This is a genomic window from Persicitalea jodogahamensis (genome assembly GCF_014651615.1).
Lineage (GTDB): Bacteria > Bacteroidota > Bacteroidia > Cytophagales > Spirosomataceae > Persicitalea > Persicitalea jodogahamensis.
This window is the reverse complement of the sequence record NZ_BMXF01000005.1, coordinates 29596-50673: the sequence shown is the minus strand read 5'-3', so window position 1 is coordinate 50673 and position 21078 is coordinate 29596. Positions and strand designations below refer to the sequence as shown.

General features: G+C 52.5%; 19 protein-coding genes and 1 riboswitch. Of the genes, 10 read left to right on the top strand and 9 right to left on the bottom strand.

Annotated features, from left to right (window positions below; all coding sequences use genetic code 11):
- The first annotated feature begins 79 nt into the window (after window positions 1-79).
- The 3 genes from IE117_RS21500 (at window position 80) to IE117_RS21490 (ending at window position 4733) form a co-directional block, all read left to right on the top strand.
- Complete coding sequence (locus IE117_RS21500) at window positions 80-1222, top strand: NAD-dependent epimerase/dehydratase family protein (RefSeq protein ID WP_189567118.1); 1143 nt, start codon at window positions 80-82, stop codon at window positions 1220-1222.
- A 184-nt stretch (window positions 1223-1406) separates the two neighbouring features.
- Complete coding sequence (katG, locus tag IE117_RS21495; protein WP_189567116.1) at window positions 1407-3677, top strand: catalase/peroxidase HPI; 2271 nt, start codon at window positions 1407-1409, stop codon at window positions 3675-3677.
- 177 nt (window positions 3678-3854) lie between these two features.
- Window positions 3855-4733: a hypothetical protein gene (locus IE117_RS21490; RefSeq protein ID WP_189567108.1), complete on the top strand. Its 879-nt coding sequence runs from the start codon at window positions 3855-3857 to the stop codon at window positions 4731-4733.
- A 142-nt stretch (window positions 4734-4875) separates the two neighbouring features.
- Here the strand turns inward: IE117_RS21490 and IE117_RS21485 are convergent, their stop codons facing one another.
- On the bottom strand, window positions 4876-5298 hold the full coding sequence (locus IE117_RS21485; RefSeq protein WP_189567106.1) for a BLUF domain-containing protein: 423 nt from the start codon (window positions 5296-5298) through the stop codon (window positions 4876-4878).
- Window positions 5299-5596: 298 nt separating this feature from the next.
- Between IE117_RS21485 and IE117_RS21480 the strand changes: the two genes are divergently transcribed.
- Window positions 5597-6268: a YceI family protein gene (locus tag IE117_RS21480; RefSeq protein ID WP_189567105.1), complete on the top strand. Its 672-nt coding sequence runs from the start codon at window positions 5597-5599 to the stop codon at window positions 6266-6268.
- Window positions 6269-6470: 202 nt separating this feature from the next.
- Here IE117_RS21480 and IE117_RS21475 read toward each other — a convergent pair whose 3' ends face one another.
- Entirely contained in the window at window positions 6471-9392 is a 2922-nt protein-coding gene (locus IE117_RS21475) for a DEAD/DEAH box helicase (protein ID WP_189567103.1), read from the bottom strand.
- On the bottom strand, window positions 9379-10227 hold the full coding sequence (gene ypfJ / locus IE117_RS21470) for a KPN_02809 family neutral zinc metallopeptidase (protein WP_189567101.1): 849 nt from the start codon (window positions 10225-10227) through the stop codon (window positions 9379-9381). Before ypfJ ends, IE117_RS21475 begins: the two co-directional genes overlap by 14 nt.
- A gap of 269 nt (window positions 10228-10496) precedes the next feature.
- Between ypfJ and IE117_RS21465 the strand changes: the two genes are divergently transcribed.
- The 3 genes from IE117_RS21465 (at window position 10497) to pnuC (ending at window position 12843) form a co-directional block, all read left to right on the top strand.
- Complete coding sequence (locus IE117_RS21465) at window positions 10497-11564, top strand: branched-chain amino acid aminotransferase (protein ID WP_189567099.1); 1068 nt, start codon at window positions 10497-10499, stop codon at window positions 11562-11564.
- Between the two features lie 118 nt (window positions 11565-11682).
- The gene (locus IE117_RS21460) at window positions 11683-12192 is read left to right on the top strand and encodes a cupin domain-containing protein (RefSeq protein WP_189567098.1); all 510 of its coding nucleotides are present in this window, start codon (window positions 11683-11685) and stop codon (window positions 12190-12192) included.
- A gap of 9 nt (window positions 12193-12201) precedes the next feature.
- On the top strand, window positions 12202-12843 hold the full coding sequence (gene pnuC, locus IE117_RS21455; protein WP_229581265.1) for a nicotinamide riboside transporter PnuC: 642 nt from the start codon (window positions 12202-12204) through the stop codon (window positions 12841-12843).
- A 28-nt stretch (window positions 12844-12871) separates the two neighbouring features.
- Here pnuC and IE117_RS21450 read toward each other — a convergent pair whose 3' ends face one another.
- From IE117_RS21450 to IE117_RS21430, 5 genes are all read right to left on the bottom strand, one after another.
- Window positions 12872-13321 (bottom strand): barstar family protein, encoded by a 450-nt coding sequence (locus IE117_RS21450; protein ID WP_189567096.1) that lies wholly within the window; start codon window positions 13319-13321, stop codon window positions 12872-12874.
- A 63-nt stretch (window positions 13322-13384) separates the two neighbouring features.
- The gene (locus IE117_RS21445) at window positions 13385-13930 is read right to left on the bottom strand and encodes a guanyl-specific ribonuclease (RefSeq protein WP_229581262.1); all 546 of its coding nucleotides are present in this window, start codon (window positions 13928-13930) and stop codon (window positions 13385-13387) included.
- Window positions 13931-14022: 92 nt separating this feature from the next.
- A complete protein-coding gene (locus tag IE117_RS21440) occupies window positions 14023-14319 on the bottom strand; it encodes a muconolactone Delta-isomerase family protein (protein ID WP_189567094.1) in 297 nt (98 codons plus the stop codon).
- A gap of 58 nt (window positions 14320-14377) precedes the next feature.
- The gene (locus tag IE117_RS21435) at window positions 14378-15097 is read right to left on the bottom strand and encodes an alpha/beta hydrolase (RefSeq protein WP_308439296.1); all 720 of its coding nucleotides are present in this window, start codon (window positions 15095-15097) and stop codon (window positions 14378-14380) included.
- A 21-nt stretch (window positions 15098-15118) separates the two neighbouring features.
- Window positions 15119-16054 carry a ring-cleaving dioxygenase gene (locus IE117_RS21430; RefSeq protein WP_189567092.1) on the bottom strand — a complete coding sequence of 312 codons (936 nt, stop codon included), beginning with the start codon at window positions 16052-16054 and terminating at the stop codon, window positions 15119-15121.
- A gap of 128 nt (window positions 16055-16182) precedes the next feature.
- Window positions 16183-16278, top strand: a riboswitch (TPP riboswitch).
- Between the two features lie 158 nt (window positions 16279-16436).
- On the opposite strand from IE117_RS21430, the gene IE117_RS21425 reads away from it, so the two are divergent.
- Both IE117_RS21425 and hemE read left to right on the top strand, forming a co-directional pair.
- Window positions 16437-18887, top strand: a complete 2451-nt coding sequence (locus tag IE117_RS21425; RefSeq protein WP_189567090.1) for a TonB-dependent receptor — start codon at window positions 16437-16439, stop codon at window positions 18885-18887.
- Between the two features lie 168 nt (window positions 18888-19055).
- A complete protein-coding gene (hemE, locus tag IE117_RS21420; protein ID WP_189567088.1) occupies window positions 19056-20084 on the top strand; it encodes a uroporphyrinogen decarboxylase in 1029 nt (342 codons plus the stop codon).
- Here the strand turns inward: hemE and IE117_RS21415 are convergent.
- Entirely contained in the window at window positions 20081-20470 is a 390-nt protein-coding gene (locus IE117_RS21415) for a VOC family protein (protein ID WP_189567086.1), read from the bottom strand. The genes hemE and IE117_RS21415 overlap by 4 nt on opposite strands.
- Before the next feature lie 91 nt (window positions 20471-20561).
- On the opposite strand from IE117_RS21415, the gene IE117_RS21410 reads away from it, so the two are divergent.
- Complete coding sequence (locus tag IE117_RS21410) at window positions 20562-21077, top strand: D-glycero-alpha-D-manno-heptose-1,7-bisphosphate 7-phosphatase (protein WP_189567084.1); 516 nt, start codon at window positions 20562-20564, stop codon at window positions 21075-21077.
- Window position 21078: the final 1 nt, after the last annotated feature.

The following is a 21078-nucleotide window of genomic DNA, read 5'->3' as shown; positions in this document are numbered from 1 at the left end:
GGGCCGTTTGCTATATTGATTTTGTATTTTCAAAACAGACACGATGAATGCAGATCAGGATAAAAGCAGACGCAGATTCTTGAAGACAGGCATTACCCTTGGTAGTTTGACGCCGCTGCTAAGCATTCCCCTGATCGGCACTGCGAAAAATAAGCAGGAGAGTCCGAGAAGTGTTGAGAGGGCCGTCCACCCGCTTTCAATTCTGATCCTGGGCGGTACCAGTTTTCTGGGGCCACAACAAATAGCCTATGCCTTGCAACGCGGCCACCGCGTCAGCACTTTTACGCGGGGACGCACCCAGCCCACGGTTAAGAAGGACATTTTTGACGAAGTGGAATCACTTATCGGTGACCGGGAAAATGATCTGGAAGCGCTCAAAAACCGCAAGTGGGATGTGGTCATCGATAATTCCGGCAATCGGGTGAAATGGGTAAAAGATACCGCAGAACTACTGAAAGAAAGTTGTGACCTGTACTTATACACATCCTCCACCGGTGTGTACTACCCTTATCTGGGTAAAGACATCCGGGAGAATACAAAGCCCGTATTGAAAGTACCCGACGGAATTACGCAGGTGCAGAAATACGAGTACGACTACGGAGTAATGAAAGCCCTGAGCGAAATCGAAGTAGTGAAAAGTTTTGGAAAAGACCGCTCTATCATCGTTCGTCCTACCTACATGATGGGTCCCGGTGACCAAACCGACCGCTTTACCTACTGGCCCGAAAGAATTGCCCGGGGCGGAGAAGTGCTGGTCCCCGGAAAACCGGATGACCCGGTCCAGTACATCGACGTCCGCGACGTGGCGGGTTTTATGATTCGCCTGGCCGAAAACCACAAAGCCGGTACCTACAATGCCGTCGGTCCGCCATCGGTCACGACTATGGAGGCTTTTGTATACGGGGTTCATGCTGCATTTAGCTCTAAGGCGTCCTTTGTGATGATTCCCGATTATGAGTTCCTGGCGAAGCATAACGTCCCCGACGCTATTCCCTGGATTATGCCGGTGGGCGATAACCTGGGGTCTGCGCGGATCGATAATTCGTTTGGGGTGGAAAATGGATTGACCTTCACGCCGCTGGCCGACAGCGTCAGGGATATTCACGCCTGGTGGAATTCTGAAGCGGTAGAGGATGTTAAGCGTATTAAGTTGTTGTCGGGCCCTGATTCCCTGGCAGAGAGGGAATCGGCTCTTCTTGCCGCTTGGAAGGCAAGGCGCTGATATCAAAGCAGGAAGAATAGGCTGCCTGTAAACGCTTTTTTCTTTCTGCTTATCCCTGTTTATCTTTGTTAAATAACTCCCTGAAAACGCTTGGCAGATCAAACATTCCAACTCTCCTCGAGTTTTTGGGCAAATAGAAGTTTTTAAAAACCAATCAATACAAACAGTTCAAAAACGATTAAAAATGGCAAGTAATAACGGTTCAAGCACCCTTGAAGGTACCCATAAAGCCTGGGATGTAAACGAAAGCGAAGCCAAGTGCCCGTTCAGCAGTGGCACTTTGCAAAAAGCCGCGGGTGGCGGTACTCGCAACCGCGACTGGTGGCCCAACCAGCTGAAGCTGAACATCCTGCGTCAGCACTCCGAATTGTCCGACCCGATGGGCGAGGGCTTCAACTATGCCGAAGAATTCAAGAAATTAGACCTGGCAGCGGTAAAACAGGACATTTATGACCTGATGACTACCTCACAGGACTGGTGGCCCGCCGACTACGGACACTATGGCCCGCTGTTCATCCGCATGGCGTGGCACAGCGCGGGCACCTACCGCATCGGCGACGGGCGCGGCGGCGCGGGCGCGGGTACTTTGCGCTTCGCACCCCTCAATAGCTGGCCCGACAACGCTAACCTTGACAAAGCACGCCTGCTGCTTTGGCCTATCAAACAGAAATACGGACGGAAGCTTTCCTGGGCCGACCTGATGGTACTGACGGGCAACTGCGCCCTGGAATCCATGGGGCTGAAGACCTTCGGCTTTGGCGGTGGCCGGGCCGATGTCTGGGAGCCGGAGGAGGACGTGTACTGGGGATCCGAGACCGAGTGGCTGGGCGACCACGTGCGCTACGGCGGCAACGGAGACCACGAGCGTACACTTGAACACCCGCTCGGTGCTTCTCACATGGGCCTCATCTACGTCAACCCCGAGGGCCCGGCCGGAAATCCCGATCCTCTGGGAGCGGCCCATGACATCCGCGAGACCTTCGGCCGCATGGCGATGAACGACGAAGAGACCGTCGCGCTGATTGCGGGCGGCCATACCTTTGGCAAGACCCACGGTGCCGCCGACCCCGCGAAGTACGTGGATGCCGAACCCGCTGGTGCCAGCATCGAGGAAATGAGCCAGGGATGGAAAAATTCGTACGGCAGTGGAAATGCGGGTGACACCATCACCAGCGGCCTCGAAGGAGCCTGGACTACCACGCCCGCGAAGTGGGGCCACGAGTACTTCCAGAACCTGTTCGGCTTCGAATGGGAATTGACGAAGAGCCCCGCCGGTGCCTATCAGTGGAAGCCGAAGGACGATGGCGGAGCGGGTACCGTGCCCGATGCGCACGACCCCAACAAATTCCATGCACCGTTTATGCTCACGACCGATCTCGCCCTGCGCGTAGACCCGGCCTATGAGAAAGTTTCAAGACATTTTCTGGAGAATCCCGACGCATTCGCTGACGCATTTGCCCGGGCCTGGTTCAAGCTGACGCACCGTGACATGGGGCCCCGCGCCCGCTATCTGGGGCCGGAAGTACCCGAGGAAGAGCTGATCTGGCAGGATCCTGTTCCGGCCGTCGACCACGAACTCGTCAACGATCAGGATATTGCGGCGCTGAAAGGCAAAATTCTTGATTCCGGCCTGTCGGTGTCCCAACTGGTTTCGACCGCCTGGGCATCAGCCTCTACCTTCCGCGGTTCCGACAAGCGCGGTGGGGCCAATGGTGCCCGCGTTCGTCTGGCTCCACAGAACCGCTGGGAAGTGAATAACCCGGAACAACTGGCTATGGTACTCGAGAAACTGGAAGGTATCCAGAAGGAATTCAACGACGGACAGTCAGGCGGCAAAATGGTCTCACTGGCAGATCTGATCGTCCTGGCCGGATCGGCGGGCATCGAGAAGGCCGCCAAGAACGCCGGCCACGAGCTAACGGTACCTTTCACGCCGGGCCGCACCGACGCGTCGGCTGAGCAAACCGATGCAGAAGCATTCGACGCGCTCGAGCCGGCCGCCGACGGCTTCCGCAACTACCTTAATTCCAACCACAAGGCAGCAGCAGAGGATATGCTGGTTGACCGGGCGCAACTGCTCACGCTGACTGTCCCCGAAATGACGGTACTTGTAGGCGGTATGCGGGTGCTGGGTACCAACTTCGGCAATACAAAGCACGGCGTCTTTACCGATCGCCCCGAAACGCTGACCAACGATTTCTTCGTCAACCTGCTTGATATGAACACGACCTGGCGGGCTACTTCGGACGCGCAGAACGTGTTCGTCGGCAGCACGCGCACCACGGGCGAGCCAAAATGGACAGGCACCCGCGTGGATCTCATCTTCGGCTCCAACTCTGAGCTCCGCGCTCTGGCGGAAGTGTACGGATGCAGCGACTCGCAGGAGAAGTTTGTGAAAGATTTCGTAGCAGCCTGGACCAAAGTGATGAATCTGGATCGTTTTGATCTGGCTTGATTTCGGTAATATTCAATGCAAAGAGGTGACTCGGGAACGGGTCACCTCTTTTTTTTACCCTATTCCTCACAATCTGCCGGAGACCGCCCGGATGCATCATCGAGCGATCAACTTTGCAAAAAGTCGTTTACTGAGCATATTTTTTTCGTTACTAAACCAAATTGAACCTACCAGCTTATGAAATATATAATCCCAGCCGCTCTCATGATTACCTTGCTTGCCTTCGCGAGCTGCACAAGCCCGTCAGAAAATGAAAGGTCGGAAGAGCAAGCAGCTTTGAAACCTGAATCCTGGATTAACGAGCGGGTAGAACAGGCAAAGCAGCGACTGGAGGGTACGGAGGCGGGCAAAATCGTCTGGCAAGCGATGGAAGCGCATGGCGGACTCAAAAAATGGTACAGCAATGGTCCATTGTCGTTTCGTTTCAACTACGTACCGCTTGATGGCAGCACTGTTCGTGACACTTATGTGACGGTGGATACGTGGAGCAATAAGGCCCGCCACCAAAATGTGGCGGATCGAACGCAGGAATTTGGCTGGACGGGTGAAACAACCTGGAAGCAGGTCAGGGATTCGACCGCTTTTCCTTTTGATATGAAATTCTGGGCATTGACTCCTTATTATTTTTTGGGCCAACCGTTTGTGCTGGATGGCGAAGGCGTTAAACTCGAAAAGCTTGCTGATAAATCGCACGAAGGCCAAACATACGACGCAGTCAAAGTGACGTTTGCATCGGGTACCGGGAGCGCGCCAGATGACTACTACGTGCTATATTTCGAAAAAAAAGCGCACAAGCTGGCCGTTATTCGCTACATCGTTTCGTACCCCGCTTATTTTAAGGATGGAGGACACGCCCCCGAAAAATTCATGGAGTTGCAAGGTACTACGGTAGCGGATGGTATCGAGCTGGCCACCGGCTACCATACGCATTGGCTGACGGAGGGTGAGCAGCCTGGAGAACATATTACAAACATCACCGTGGACGATATCAAGTTTGATCCTGCCGTCCGGAATGCATATTTCGAGATACCGGATGGTGCAGAGGCGATTGAATGAAAAGGAAGGAATCGTCTTTTACAAAAGATGGGAGGCCCTACCAGTGGCCCACAACCCTGATGGCGGATCAACGAAGGCGGATGAATCAGCACTCTGGGTTTGGATAGCAACTACGCGGAGCACAGAAAACCTGGCAATACAATTATTTTTCCAAGAGCTGCCGGGCCATGCTCCAAAACAAGATCGTGGGGAAGGTGCGTTTCTCGGCCAATTTTGAAAATGTGATGAAATTATCAACAAACACTTCCCGGCCTATTCCCTGCATGTCATCCTGACTTAACTCATAAAATGCCATACTCCAATCATAGAAGGAGCGATCCGCTTTGCCGCCTTCCGCCAGGAGTACGATATTGGTATGCCTGTCGTCTTGAGCGATTCTGGAATAAAGATCCTGTACTACTTCTTTGCCTCCTTCCAGTATCTGAATGAACTCCCGATTGTGGTACAGAAGGCAGCCGGAAATCTCACTTTTCATGTTGTGATCTCTGGCTTCTTCCAATATAGCGGCGATATCCTCTTCCCGCAGATTTGGGCTGGCTGTCGAACAGTAAGTTATTTCATACATGGCGAAAGCAGGTTTTTGGGCCGTTAAGCCAGGTATCTTAAGAAAGGATAGGAAACGATGCTTATATTTCGTGTTGAATATACTAAATAAGCTACAAACCCTTGTTCGGGGCTCATTGAGTCGCAGGCTTAATTCCCGATTATCCACCAGGATTGGTTACTTGTCGAATAATGTAGGCCGCTTGTCGATTTGATTTGCGGATCGGAAGTTTCTATTGTAGCATTGTCCAAAAAATAAGCCTGGCCTACCAGCCATCAAGCTGAAAATCCTTCTTTCTAATTAATCAAACCCTACTCAAATGCACAACAACACTTTAATCAGTACTGCTCTCGTTGCTCTTATCCTGACTGGCGGGTTTTTTACTTCCCCTAACCCAACCGAAAACCAGGTTCAGTACACCACAATCTCAGGTGTCACCAAAGCCACAACCTTTGCTGTGGATGCCAACCGGAGTGCTATCCGCTGGAAATCAAAAAAAGTGGGCGGTGAGCATATCGGTATTGTCAAGATGGCCAACGGTCAGCTCAATGTAGATGGGAACAAACTTACAGGAGGTACTTTTACGGCCGATATGAAATCGATGCGGGATGTAGATAAGGGCGAATCAAACCCCTTCAATGAGCGGTTGGTCAACCATCTGAGGTCAGAAGATTTTTTCTCTGTGGAGAAGTACCCTACCTCCACTTTCAAAATCACCAGTGCGAAACCCATCAAGGGAGCCAAAGCCGGCGATCCCAACTATACCATCGGTGGCGACCTGACTATTAAAGGTACCACTAAGCCCCAAAGTTTTCCGGCTACGGTCAATATTTCAGGTGACGCGGTTCAGGCAACTGCCAGTTTCATGGTCAATCGCCTGGACTATGACATCAAGTACCGGGCTGCGATCATCGGGACCGCAGCCGACAAGATCATCGACGACACTTTTTTGCTGGATTTGAGCATTGTAGCCAATAAGTCCTCGATCTGATATAGTACAACCCGTGTAAGAAACATCGGGTTGATTGATCCAGGATGGACATGGGTTACGCTTAGTGTAATTAATGGAAGAGCCCGGTTGTATGCAATCGGGCTTCTTTTGTATTCCAGAACTGTCTTTTTTACCCAAAGTTGGTGGATGGAACATGTTTTAAATCAGTTTTGTAACTGGTAACGGTAAACTACCCAGGCCTTTACTGATTACCTCCCATTAATCCCAGCAACCCTTCCTTCCCCAACGACTTAAAGAATCCATCTCCACTCAATATCAAGTCCCCGGCCAGTTTGGCCTTATTCTGTTGCATCACCATGATTTTCTCCTCCACCGTATCCGGGCAAATGAGCCGCACGGCGATAACGTTTTTTTGCTGGCCGATGCGGTAGCTACGGTCGATGGCCTGGTTTTCCACCGCCGGATTCCACCACGGGTCCACGAGGAAGACGTAATCGGCGGCGGTAAGGTTAAGGCCCGTGCCGCCTGCTTTCAGGCTGATAAGAAATACGCGGGTGGCGTCGTCTTCCTGAAACTGGTGGATGACTTCGGGGCGGTTGAGGGTACTTCCCTTCAGGTAGGCATATTTGATTTTTTCGTGGTTTAGGTCTTTTTTGATGAGGTCTAGCATGGCGACGAACTGCGAGAAAACCAGCACCTTGTGGTTGGGCGTCAGCGTGCGTAGCTTATCCATCAACTGCTCGATCTTGGCTGAGGTATCGCCGTAGAGTTTTTCATCCTGAATGAGCAGCGGCGAGTTGCAGATTTGGCGCAGTTTGGTAATCCCGCGCAGCACGTGCATCCCGTTTTTCTGGATTTCCTCTTCTTTTTCCGCCGAAATATAGTCGCGGAATTCGCGCTCGTAGGCATCGTATACCTTTCGTTGCGCTTCACCCATTTCGCAGTAAAGTACCACCTCGGTTTTTTCGGGTAGTTCGGCAGCGACTTCCTTCTTAGTACGCCGTAGTACGAATGGACTGATGAGTGCCTGCAGCCGCTCCGCCGCCCGCTTTTCCTTGAAACGGTCGATGGGAATGGCGTAGGTATTCCTGAAGTAACGACGGCTGCCTAGCAAACCCGGACAGGCAAATGACAACTGCGCGTAAATATCGAAGGTGTTGTTTTCGATGGGCGTTCCCGAAATCGCGATCCGGTTGCGGGCCTGCAACAGCCGGGCAGCTTTGTAGCGTTGCGACGATACGTTTTTGATATTCTGCGACTCATCCAGGAATACGTAGTTGAAAACGTATTTTTTCAAAAAAACAATGTCGGAAATCAAAGTACCATACGTGGTAATGATGAGTTCGTACTTGTCGAACAGGGAGGTGTTTTTGGCACGATTGGGGCCGTGCAGGATGTATACTTTCAGGTAAGGCGCAAACTTGTCGATTTCTTCCTGCCAGTTGTGAATCAATGAGGTGGGCACCACCAGCAGGTTGACGTTTTTTGATGACTTCTCTCGCAGTAGTAAGATAAAGGCAATGATTTGCAGCGTTTTACCCAGACCCATGTCGTCCGCCAGGCAGCCACCGAAACCGAAATCGTCCAGGAAGTTGAGCCAACTCAGCCCCTGCCGCTGGTAGGGGCGCAACGTCGCTTGCAGTCCGGCGGGAATCGGGGCCGGAGCGATGGTCTTGAAGTCGGACAGGTTGGTATTGTACAAATTAATCTCCTGTTGCGCCTTTTCATCCAGCATCGCGGCGTCGAAGAGTTCGGAAATAGTCCGGTACTTGATCTTGGAGATCTGGATCGTCTCATCGTCGTCGGCGATTTGGCCTGCGTTGAAGTAATCCGCCAGTTTGTGCAGCCATTCTTCGGGGATAATGCCCGTCGTACCGTCGTCCAGCAGCACGAACTTGCTCTGATTTTTAACCGATTTGTGCAGTTGTTTGAGCGACGCCTTCTTACGGCCAAACCGTACCTTCACGAGTGCGTTGAACCAGTTGAGGCCGCTGGCTACCTGAATGTTGACATTGGCCTTGTGGGGATTCTGGGTATTGCCTTTCAGTTCACTGAACCCAAGTACCTGAATTCCCTGCTCACGCCAGACTTCGAAGGCATCCAGAAACCAGTCGGCGTCCAGGAAGCGACGGCGGTGCAGGTAAAAGTACAGTAGCGGATTTTCCATTTGTTCCAGAAAATCGGGATGCTGACCGATGAGCAGCACGATCAGATCATCCTCCGCCCGTGCGTCGCGCGGAATGCCGAAGTAGTTGCCGCGTTTGTCCTGGCCGAAGATCTGCCGCTTCGTCAGTACCGGAATCTCTACCTCGCCGTAGCGCATCACGGGATTGATGAGTACGTAATCGCCATGATCCGAGAGGTAGATCAGCTTTTCGGGTACTTTGTCGAAGCCAACGCTCTTGCGCTGCGCTTTCGTGCCGGGTTTCAGGTAGTTGTGGTCTACCCGCACATGGGTTTCCAGATCGGGTAGCGCCGTCAGTTGAAATTCCAGGAAAGCGTCCGGCGTGAGAAGCAGCGGCTGGCTTTGCTTCTTGAAATAAGCAACGGCGTCGAGGACAGGAGGCTTGTCGCACAGGTGCCAGGCTGCATCCTGAATAAGAAAATGTCCAAAACGCACGATGATCCGCGAAAGCGGACAAAATGCCCCGTCGAGCGTGAGGTCACTCTGAATGTTGTAGTATTTTTCGCCCAGGCTGATTTGTATTTTCAAATCTACCTCGGGCTTACTCATGGTTATGGGCGAGAGCGAGCGGGCAGAGATTTTTTCCGAAACTTGGCTATCGTGGTAATAAAAACCATAACCGAAAGGATTGCGAATCAGAGATTTGAGCGCTTCGGTGTCGGCGGGCGACTTTTCGTACACTCCCTGGAACTTGGCGAGGGCGGCATAAAATTTAAGCCCATCCGGATGCGGTGCATTCCATAATAGATCCAGAGGATTGACGGGTACGAACGGACCGCGCAAATCGCCCCCGGGACCGGGCGGGAAGTCAATGAGTTGGGCGTTAAAAAGGTCGTAGTACTTATGCTTGCCGATGACGATGATGCGCTTTTGAGGCGCGTCGTCATCGGCGGTTTCCGGTTGGTCTTTGGCGACGAGATACCGTAACAGCGCCGCGTTTTCTTCTGATTTATTGGGACCAAGCTTACTGGATGTCATTAATCTCCCCCTGGCTCAGGTCGCCGGTTTGGTAGCCTTTTTTGAACCAATACATCCGCTGCTGTGAAGAACCGTGCGTAAAGGCGTCGGGTACCACGTAGCCCTGCGACTGCTTTTGCAGTCGGTCGTCGCCGATGGCGTTGGCGGCATTCAGGGCTTCCTCGATATCGCCGGGCTCGAGGATGTTTTGCATTTCCTGCGCGTGATTGGCCCACACACCCGCCAGAAAATCGGCTTGCAATTCCAGTTTTACAGAGAGCTTGTTATAGTCAGTCTCCGACAATCGGCCTCGTTGCTGCTGAATCTGATCGGTGATCCCCATGAGATTCTGAACGTGGTGGCCCACTTCGTGCGCAACTACGTAAGCTACTGCGAAGTCGCCGGGGGCCTTGAAGCGCTCCCGCAGCAAGTCACAGAAAGCCAGGTCGATGTACACCTTTTGATCCAACGGACAGTAAAAAGGGCCCATCGCCGCCGAGGCGCCGCCACAGGCGCCGCGCGTGACATTGTCAAAAATCTGCAAAGTCGGCAGCTGGTAGCGGGCACCGTTGTCGGCGTAGATTTTGGTCCAGACATCCTCGGTACTACCCAGTACGGCTGTCACGAAATCGGCCATTTCATCGTCTGCCCGCGCGCCTGGTTGGCGGGTGCTGGCCTGCTGCTCGGTTTGGGAGCCCTGTATCTGGGAAAGTATTTCGGACGGATCCTGACCCGTCAGCAGACCGAAAACAACTACTATGATCACGCCCAGGCCGCCGATAGCCACCTTACCTCCGCCGGACATGCCGCGGCGGTCTTCTACATTGCTACTTCTTCGTAAATCTCGCCAGCGCATAGTTTATGGATGTTTAATGTCTGATATTTTATAAAGAAACACCTGAGCGGGTGTATTATTGAAATTTCAAAAATAGACAATTCTACTTATAAAAACCGTTCCCTGTCAGTTTTGCCCAATTCATCATCCGGGTGAAAAAAAATAATTGTTGCACTAAGAATTTTTTGAAATATTTATTGGATAATATCTAAATTGCGTTTTCAACCGCAAACCGGATGACGGGTCAACTGACATGGGTCATTATCCATTGTCCATTATCCATTGAACAAATGATCGCCGAAGCCCAACAAATCGAGATTCAGCCGACGACCAAGTCGCGCCTGCAGGAGGTTGATTTCAACAACCTTGTTTTTGGCCGGAACATCTCCGACCACATGTTTATTGCCGAGTATCGCGACGGCGAGTGGCAGGACGCTCGCATCGTGCCGTACGGCGATCTGTCGCTCAGCCCCGTTACGGCGGCGCTGCACTACGGTCAGGCGATTTTCGAGGGCATGAAAGCGTATAAAAACGAAGAAGGCGAAGTACTGCTTTTCCGTCCTACCGACAACTGGAAGCGGATGAATCGGTCCGCCGAGCGCATGTGCATGGCCACTATTCCCGAAGAACTCTTCATGGGCGGCCTGACCGAACTGCTGCGTCTCGATGCAGGCTGGGTGCCTTCTGCACCGGGTACTTCGCTCTACGTGCGGCCCTATATGTTTGCGGCCGATGCCTACCTGGGGGTCCGTCCATCCGATACGTACTATTTTATCATTTTCACCTGCCCGGTAGGAAGCTACTATGCCAACCCGCCCAAGGTGAAGGTTGAGACGCAGTACATTCGCGCGGCAGAAGGCGGTGTGGGAGCGGCCAAGTGCGCGGGTAACTACGCAGCCTCGCTGTATCCGACCAAATTGGCGCAGCAGCAGGGCTATGATCAGCTCATCTGGACCGACGCCAAAGAGCATGCTTTTATTGAGGAGTCGGGCACGATGAACGTCATGTTTGTTATGGACGGCAAACTGGTGACGCCTGCGGTCAATGACACAATTCTTGATGGCATCACGCGCAAGAGTATTGTCGAAATTGCCCGGCATTGGGGTGTGACCGTGGAAGAGCGGAAAATAGATATCAAAGAAGTCATTCAGGCGCTGAAAGAAGGCCGTCTCGAAGCCGCTTTTGGTGCGGGAACGGCAGTCGTGGTTTCGCCTTTTTCAGTTATTGGCTACGAGGGCACGGATTATGAACTACCTGCTGTAAAGGAAGATTCGTTCGTAGCACGCGTGAGCCGCTATCTGACCGACCTTCGCACAGGCAAGGAAGAAGATGCCTTTGGCTGGACGATGAAGGTTTAAAATTTTAAAAAGAAAGGAGGGGAGGGCGATGGTTTCTGCGCGAAAGCCATCGCCCTTTTTTCTTGTTTATTACCTTTGCTTATTAATTAACCATTTTCGCTTACATAGAGACAGTATCATGAAACTTGACTCCGGTACCGACAAAAAAGAAGTGTTTTCAAGCGTTCGAAGCTTCATCGAAGGCAAGGGGTTCGACATTACCACTCAGGATTTTGAAAGGCCGTGGGGCGGTTTTTTTGTCCTGGACGAAAGACAGGCTGCACAGTTTATCTCTGAGTTTTTTCCGCACCTTTCGCTGGAAGATTTTGAAGAAGGCCAGAAGCTGAGTCCAAAAATTCTGGTGGTAGCGCCTGATCAACGGCTTTCGTGGCAGTACCACCACCGCCGGGCCGAGCTCTGGAAACTCATCGGAGGCGTGGCAGGCGTTGTAATATCCGATACTGATGAGCAGACCGATCTGCAAACCCTCGCCATCGGCGACCTCGTGAACCTCAAATGCGGTGAGCGCCACCGCCTTATCGGCACCGATGGTTACGGCGTAGTGGCCGAAATCTGGCAGCATACCGATCCGACGAACCCTTCTGATGAGGATGACATTGTGCGGGTACAGGATGACTTTGGGCGGTAGCCGGCTGTAATGGGTGAAAATGCAATACTCGATTGGCTCAATCAATCACTAAGTCTGGCGGGCTTCATTACTACACCACTGGAAGTGTTGGGCTTTGTGACGGGGGCGATCTGCGTTTACCTTAACACGCAGCAGAACGTATGGGGATGGTTTTTCGGAATTATCAACGCCGTGCTGTATGCCTTCGTTTTCCTGGAAGCACGACTTTACGCCGACATGAGTCTGCAGGGGTACTATTTCTTTACCAGCATCTACGGCTGGTGGGCGTGGCTCTATGGGGGCAAAAACAACAATCCCTTGCCGGTGAGCCGGACACCTATGCGGCTTTATGGGCTTTTTGTGGGCTTGTTCGTAGCAGCGACGCTACTGTGGGGATTCCTGCTGAACCGCTACACCGACGCAAGCCTCAGCTACGTCGATTCTGCCCTGACGGCCGCCAGTCTGCTGGGCCAGTGGATGATGGCCCGTAAGTACCTCGAAAACTGGCTCGTTTGGATTGTGGCCGACGCCTGCTACGTGGGGATGTACATCTACAAAGACCTGCACCTGACTGCCCTGCTCTATGCCATCTTCCTCATCCTGGCCGCCATGGGGTACTTTCAGTGGAGAAGAGATCTAAGGGGAAGGGTGATTGAAGGGGTAAAGGGTTAAAGGAGGCACCACCAATGTTTACCGATTTTTAATCCACTATTCCGAAGGGAATCTCTTGCTCTTCAAGGATTTTACGGATGCGGGGGCTGTCCTCGAAGAGTATTCTGAGCTCTTTCTTCTTCAGATCGCTGTCGTCGTCCTCGTCCAGCCATTTCCAATCCTCGGCGGTAGCTTCCAGGAGGTCAATCAGTACGGGCAGACGTTCGTTGGTTTTTTCCCGCACCAGCCAATCCGCGCTGTTGCTGATGAAAATGACGATTTTATCCTCCTTGATCCACTGTAAATCATTCAACATTTCGTCCAGCGAGTCCAGATTATGGCCGAAATAATCGGGAAAATCGAGGGCTTCGGCGAGTTGATTGTAAAATGCCTTGATCGACGGCGAATCTTTTCCATCAATGCGGGCGATGCGCCAGCCGGGAAAGAAATCTGCCGGGTCGGTGTTGGTATTTATGAAAAGGAAATGGGTGTTTTTCATCAAACAAAAAGGGTCATGAGGGGACAAAGTTCTTAGTAAAGAATCAAAAGAGGAATATCTAGCTTATTGTTCTAAAACAGTCTTCTTCTTTTTCACCTCCACAAACGAATTATAATGGTCGCGAGTAAACCAGGCGCGTTCATCCGAACCCGTCACCAACCGCTCCGAACCGCGATTTTGGCCTTCCTGCCGGGGGTTTACGTCCCACTCGCGGTACTGAATGGGTTTTCCGGCCGGGGTTTTCTGAGGAAGCAGTTTTTCAAAATTACCGAACCTGCGACCACCCACATAGCCCTCGGGAGCACGGTTGTTTTTACGAATATAGTCCAGTACTTCAAAAACTTTCGGCGGAATGGTCTCCTGCTTGCTGGTGCGAACGGCGGGGGCTTTGGGAGCCGTGGAGTCGCGGGCGGCGGGAATATCAAGCGGGGCCGGATCAGGCTGTGTGGTGTCGGAAACAATGGCTTCCGTGAGGCCGGCAGGTTTCGAAGAATCTGTATCGGTGTTGGAGCGGCAGCTAAAAATAGCCAGCCCAAGTGCAGCCCATCCCAGCCAAAGCATGAGCCAGGTCAGGAAAGGGCGGGAATTACATCGACGAAGATAAAGCATTCTGGCAAGTAAAAGTGGAAAACCAAAAGTACCCAAAAACCCTTCCCGCCAAAAACGAAAAGGGTTGTGGAAAATCGGGTGACTCAAAAAACCTAATTTAATGAAAATAACGGCAGCCTAAGGGCGACGACGTTATTAAACATCAGTTCCGAGATGGTGGGACTCATGTAGTCGATCAGGGGAAACTCCGACATCATACTCATCACCTCGATCTCGCTTTCGGCTTTGAATACACACCAAAGCTTGGTGCGGTCGGTCGTCAGGGCGTAAGACGTGAGCTTGCCCTGCTCCATGAGGTCGTTGACCATTTGCCGTTGTGCCGGAACCCGACGGGCAAAATCGTCGGTCATCGTACCGGGCAGTTCTATTTCTACCATGAATTGGGACATTTCTGCTGATGTTAATAGTGGTATTTTCCTGTATTAGTATATGCTTGATTCCAACTCCTCAGAAAACGGTAGTAGTCAGAACCTGGTTAACAATTTCCAGCTCATCATCGTTGACGCTGTGCGGAAAATTTTTGTAAAGTTTTGTCACGACGTTCGCATTCAGGCCTTTGAAAACTTGCTCCGATTCCAGAACGCGTACTTTGGGAATGTGCGGATCGACATCGCTGCAACCCAGAAAAACGGGTGTCTGCTGTAAATCGCCTGCGTAATCCGGCAGTTGATTTTCCGGACCGATCAAGCCGCCGCTCAGTCCGAAAACCCCGCCAAAGCGTAGCGGGTTCCGGGCGACGTACTCCAAGCTCAAACATGCGCCTTGTGAAAATCCCAGCAAAAATATGTTTTCGTGCGCAAAACCGAACTCATCATGTAGTCTTGCTACGATCTTTCCGACTACTTCCAGCGCTGAGGAAAGTCCCGGCTCGTTGGCTTCAGTCGGCGCCATGAATGAGTGAGGGTACCAGGTACTTTGCGTGGCCTGCGGGGCAACATAAGCATAATCAGCTCCTTCCAGATAGTCCGTCAACGACAGGATGTCCCGCGCCGACGCGCCGCGTCCGTGGAGCATTACTATGGCTCTTTTCGCAGTTTCCAGCGGTGTACCTTTGATTACGATATTATTGGGGTTGTGCTGCAAGTTCATGGTCTTTCTTTTGATTTTATGTTTGATATCCTGATGAAAGTTCTTCGACCGCCGGGTGGCCGAAGAACTTTCATTCATTCCCCTTTCCTGATTTTCTCCCTATATTTTTATCTCGGGCAATTCCGCTTCGATTTTGGCCCGGCGTGGCTCGTACCACTCGGGTAGTTTAAGTGCCGTGCCAAGGGCATCGGGAGCCTCATCCACGGCGAAGCCCGGTGGGTTGGTAGCTATTTCGAACAGAATTCCGCCCGGTTCGCGGTAGTAGATGCTATGGAAATACTGGCGGTCCAGTACTTCGGTCGGCTGATAACCCGCTGACAATAGCTGCTCACGGATTTCAAGTTGGCTCTCGTCGGTATCGGTCGAAAAAGCCAGGTGGTGTACCGACCCCGCGCCCTGCAACGCCCGCGTGTCCTGCGGTGCATGAACTACATCCACAAAATTTCCCGGTCCGCCTTCTCCGGCCTGGAAGCGGAGAATGCCGTTTTCCTCGGCCACCAGCGTGTGCTGCATCGGATCGGTGAGCAGGGCCACGGTGCGATCCACCGTTCGTTGATTCAGCGATACGGTGTGAAAGCCCCGCACGGCGTATTCCGCCGGAATCTTGCCATTGTCCCAGCCGGGGCGCGAGTCGGCTGATGTTGCCACCAATTCCACGCCCATGCCGTCGTAATCCTCGAAGCGCAGGTAGTTTTCGTCGAAGCGACGGTACGGACCCGAGAATGGAATATTAAACTCGGTCAGCCGATCCATCCAGTAACTCAGCGAAGCCGTTGGGATAGAAAAGGCCGTGTAAGTCAGCTGGCCGATGCCTTTGCGGCCCCGCACCAAACCGGCGTAAGGGAAGAAAGTCAGGATCGTGCCGGGTGAGCCTACTTCATCGCCATAATACAGGTGATAAACGTCGGGGGCATCAAAATTGATGGTTTTTTTGACCATCCTCAATCCTAAGATGCCTACGTAAAAATCAACGTTTCGTTGCGCATCGCTTGCCAATGCAGTGACGTGGTGGATGCCATTAATCAGGGAGTTCATAGTTTTGGTCAGTTATGTATGTAATAACATTTAATGTATATACATTGAATAAAAAATAAAAGTTCCGAATAAAATTTTCGCTGTCCGGATTAGTAATTCTTCCCGCACTCCTCTAATTTTGCGCCAGTAAATCTCATAAGGGGTGCCCTACCGAACGGGCTGAGATCATACCCATTGAACCTGATTCGGGTAATTCCGGCGAAGGGAAGAGACGAAAATCCAATCCGTGTGAATCGCCTGGCCAGGCTCGGAAGCCAAGTTTCTGACTTCTGTAAACACAACAAAAACAAGTTCCTCGGATTGGCGAACGTTCAGCTTTATTTAATTTTTATTTAACCCAAGATGGGTTCGGCCCCTAGCCTATCGTCAACTTTAATTCGCCATGCGAAAAGTTACGACCTATCTTTCAGCCTGTTTCCTTGCTTTTGGACTCAGCCTTTCTGCCATTGCCCAGCAAACGTTTAGCGGGCTAGTCAAAGACGCCGAAGATGGCAGCCCGCTGCCAGGCGCCAGTATCCGCGCAGGAGCCTATCAAGGTACCACTACTAATGCCAGCGGAAGATTTACGATTACCAACGTTCCCGCCAGCGTCGAAAACATCCAAATTTCCTTCGTCGGCTACGAAACCGTACAAGTACCCACGCGCACTTTCCCCCAGGAACTTACCGTATTGCTCCAACGCTCAGTGTTCAATGCCGATGAAGTGATCGTCAGCGCGACGCGCGTCACCGACCGCAGCGGTATGGCGTATTCCAACGTGACTGCCGAGGCCATCGAAAAGCAGAACCTGGGTCAGGACCTGCCCGTGCTGCTCAACTTCACGCCTTCGCTCGTAAGCACCAGCGACGCGGGTGGAGGTGTGGGCTACACGGGTATCCGCATCCGGGGCACCGATGCTACGCGCATCAACGTGACTGTAAACGGAATTCCGTACAACGACGCCGAAAGTCAGGGTGTTTTCTGGGTTAATATGCCCGATATTGCCTCTTCTGTCAGTAGTATCCAGATCCAGCGTGGGGTGGGTACTTCCACCAACGGGGCCGGCGCTTTTGGCGCGACGGTCAACGTAAGTACCAACGAGTTTCGCCGCGAGCCTTATGCCGAACTGCTCAATTCCTACGGCTCGTTCAACACCCGCAAGCATACGGTGAAAGCCGGGACGGGTCTGCTCAACGGCAAATTTACGGTGGACGCCCGGCTGTCGCAGGTAAAGTCCGATGGCTTCGTGGATCGCGCCAGCAGCGACCTGCGCTCGTACTACCTGTCGGGGGGGTACTTTGGCAAGAAAAGTTTTGTACGGCTCAACGTTTTCTCGGGCAAGGAAGTCACCTACCAGTCGTGGTACGGCTCGCCGGAATCGCGCGTAAACGGCGACCGAGAAGGAATGCTGGCCTACATCGAGCGCAACGGCCTCAATGAGCGCGACGCACAGAATCTGCTGAACTCGGATAGCCGTACTTATAACTACTACACCTACGACAACGAGGTCGATAACTACAAGCAGGATCACTACCAGCTCGTATCGTCGCACACGTTGAACAAAAACCTGACGCTGAACGTGAACGGCTTCGTGGTCCGCGGTCTGGGGTATTATGAACAGTACCGCGACGATGACAGACTCAGAAACTACAAAATTCCGGATGTCATCGCAGGTAGCGATACGATAACCCGCACCGATCTGATTCGCCGCCGCTGGCTGGACAACTACTTCTACGGCACCACTTTCTCGCTGGATTATAACAGCTTCAGGAAGCTCACGGCCAACTTTGGTGGTGGTCTGAACAAGTACGACGGCGACCATTACGGCGAGGTAATCTGGGCGCGCTACGCCGGCAACAGCAGCATCCGGCAGCGGTACTATGAGAACACGGGTACCAAAACCGATTTTAACCTTTACGGAAAAGTCTATTACCAGTTTACCGAAAAGCTGAATGCCTTCGGCGATGTGCAGGTGCGACAGGTGCAGCACAAAATTCTGGGTGACGACAACCAGCGGCGGCAGCAGGATTTCGACCAGTCCTACACGTTTTTCAACCCCAAAGCGGGGCTGAACTACCAGATTTCGGAGCGGAGCACGGCCTATGCCTCATACAGCATCGGCAACCGCGAACCCAACCGCGACGATTTCACGGAATCGACCCGGCAAATCCAGCCCGAAGCTGAAACCTTGCGCGACCTGGAAGCGGGCTTCCGCACCCAAAGCAGCAAGCTGGCGTTCGCGGCGAACTACTATTTCATGGATTATAAAAACCAGCTGGTACTTACCGGGCAGGTCAACGACGTGGGCAACTCCATCCGGGTGAATGTACCGAACAGCTACCGCATGGGCCTGGAACTGGAAGGCGGAATTGCGCTGAACCGAAGCTGGAAGTGGAACGCCAATGCGACGTTCAGCCAGAACAAGATCGCCAACTTCACCGAGTACGTCGTGGACTACGATAACGGCGGCTACCAGGAAATACAGCACGGCAAGACGGACATTTCCTTCTCGCCCAATGTGATCGTGGGGAGCCAGTTAACCTACATGCCCTTAAAAAACGTGGAATTGGCCCTACTGACCAAGTACGTCGGCAAGCAGTACCTCGACAACACATCCAGCGAAGACCGTACTCTCGACGCCTACCTGACCAACGACCTCCGCTTCATCTGGACGCTCACCCCCAACTGGGCGAAGCAAATCAGCGTCACCGCGCTTTTCAACAACATCCTGAATGAAACCTACGCTTCCAACGGCTACACCTTCGGCTATATCGCGGGTGGACGGGTGCAGGAGAATTTCTATTATCCGCAGGCGGGACGGAATTTTCTGGTGGGGTTGAATTTGAAGTTTTAGGGAGGTCTTCGACTACGCTCAGACTGACAAGTGTACAGATTTTCTAATTACACGTTTTAAGGCGCTTTTTCTTGCAATCTGAAAGTCAAACTTTCAGATTGCAAGATTTTGGGGGCATTTTCCTGCAATTTGAAAGTCTGGTAATTGCCCGTTCCCTACCTTTGCCCCATGAATCTAAAAAACGATCTTCTGCTCCGCGCCGCGCGGGGCGAACAAGTGGAGCGAACGCCCGTGTGGGCCATGCGGCAGGCTGGGCGCATCCTGCCCGAGTACCGGAAAGTCCGTGAACAGGCGGGTAGTTTTATCAAACTTGCCACCACGCCCGAGATGGCCGCTGAGGTCACGATTCAACCCGTGGATATTCTGGGTGTGGATGCGGCGATCATTTTTTCCGACATTCTGGTAATTCCCGAAGGGATGGGGCTACCCTACGAAATGGTCGAAAAGCGCGGTCCGGTCTTTCCGCGCACGGTGCAGACGATGTCGGATTTGGAAACGCTGCGCGTGGCCGACCCCGAGGCGGATCTCAGCTACGTGACCGACGCATTGAAAATCGTGAAGCGAGAATTGAATGGGCGGGTGCCTTTGATTGGCTTTGCGGGCGCGCCGTTCACGATCTTCTGCTACATGACGGAGGGCAAAGGCTCCAAAACCTTTTCGGTGGCCAAGAAACTACTTTACACCGATCCCGAATTTTCCCACGCTTTGCTCCAGAAAATCACGGACAGCACCATCGCCTACCTCAAAGCCCAAATCAGGGCTGGAGTGGATTTGGTGCAGGTGTTCGATTCGTGGGCGGGAATCCTTTCGCCCGCGCAGTACCGCGTGTTTTCGCTCCCATACATCAAGCAGATTTGCGATGCGATCAACGAAGTGCCCGTGACGGTGTTTGCCAAAGGCGCGTACTTTGCCCGGCAGGAAATCGGGCAACTGGCTTGCTCCGTGGTCGGTCTGGACTGGAATATGGACATAGCCGAAACGCGGCAAATGATTCCTGACAAAACCCTGCAAGGCAACCTGGATCCCTGCGCCCTGTACGGCAGCTTCGACCAGATCCGCGCCGAGGTGAAGCGCATGGTCGGTGAGTTCGGGACGCAAAAGTACATCGCCAATCTCGGCCATGGCGTCTATCCTGACACGCCGCCCGACAATGTCCGCTGTTTTATCGACGCTGTGAAGGAATTTTCGCAGGTCTAATCCCAAACGCCCGGCTCAAGTACCTCCAGAACATGGCCATCGGGATCGTCGAAATAAAACGACTTCGTCCCCCGCGCCCAGGTTTCGTGGTGATACACGTTGATGCCTTGCTCTTGAATTTCCCGTAAGTAGTTTTCGTACTGTCCGGCGGGGGCTTCAAAGGCCAGGTGCAGCTTCCCCGATCCATAATGCGGTGGCGGTGATTCCTTGACCCGCGATACGTTGGGCAGAAAGCAAAGCAACACCGAACTACCCGCCCGGAAAAATACGTGGCTGTCCTCGACGAACGAAATAACTTCCAGCCCGAGTTGACCGGCATAGAAGTCACGGGTTCGTGCCAGATCGCTCACATACAGGCATGTTTCTTTGATTTGGATAAAGTTCATCTCAATGAGTGATGGAGAAGGGAAGGTACTCGGAAAGGGTAGTTTATGCAAACTACCATTGTTCTTTTTGCTGAAAGAAAATCTTTTATAAATGAAAAATAAATGCGTTTTCCTGGATCGTGATGGTGTTCTGAATTCTGATGAAGAGTACTACACCTATCGTTCTGAGGATGTATTTCTGATCGAAGGCGTGGCCGAAGCCTTGCAAAAATTACAGAAAGCGGGTTATCTGTTGATTGTAATCACTAATCAGGCGGGTATCGCCCAGAAACTGTATACCGCCAATGAGGTGAAGACAGTGAATCGGTTGATTGAGGAACTAAGCGGCGTCACGCTGGACGACCTGTACTTTTCCCCGCACCATCCCGAACATTCCTCCCGCTCGCTGCGGCGCAAGCCGGACTCCCTCATGATCGAGAAAGCAATGGCCAAACACGATATCGACCCGGCCCAATCCTGGATGATCGGCGATCGTCTTTCGGATGTTCAGGCCGGACGGAAAGCGGGCGTACGGACGATTTTTATCGGAGAAAAAGCGAAGGAAGGTGATTTGGGCGATTATCAGGCGAAAGATCTAAGTGAAGCCGCAGGCATAATTCTAAGCTGAA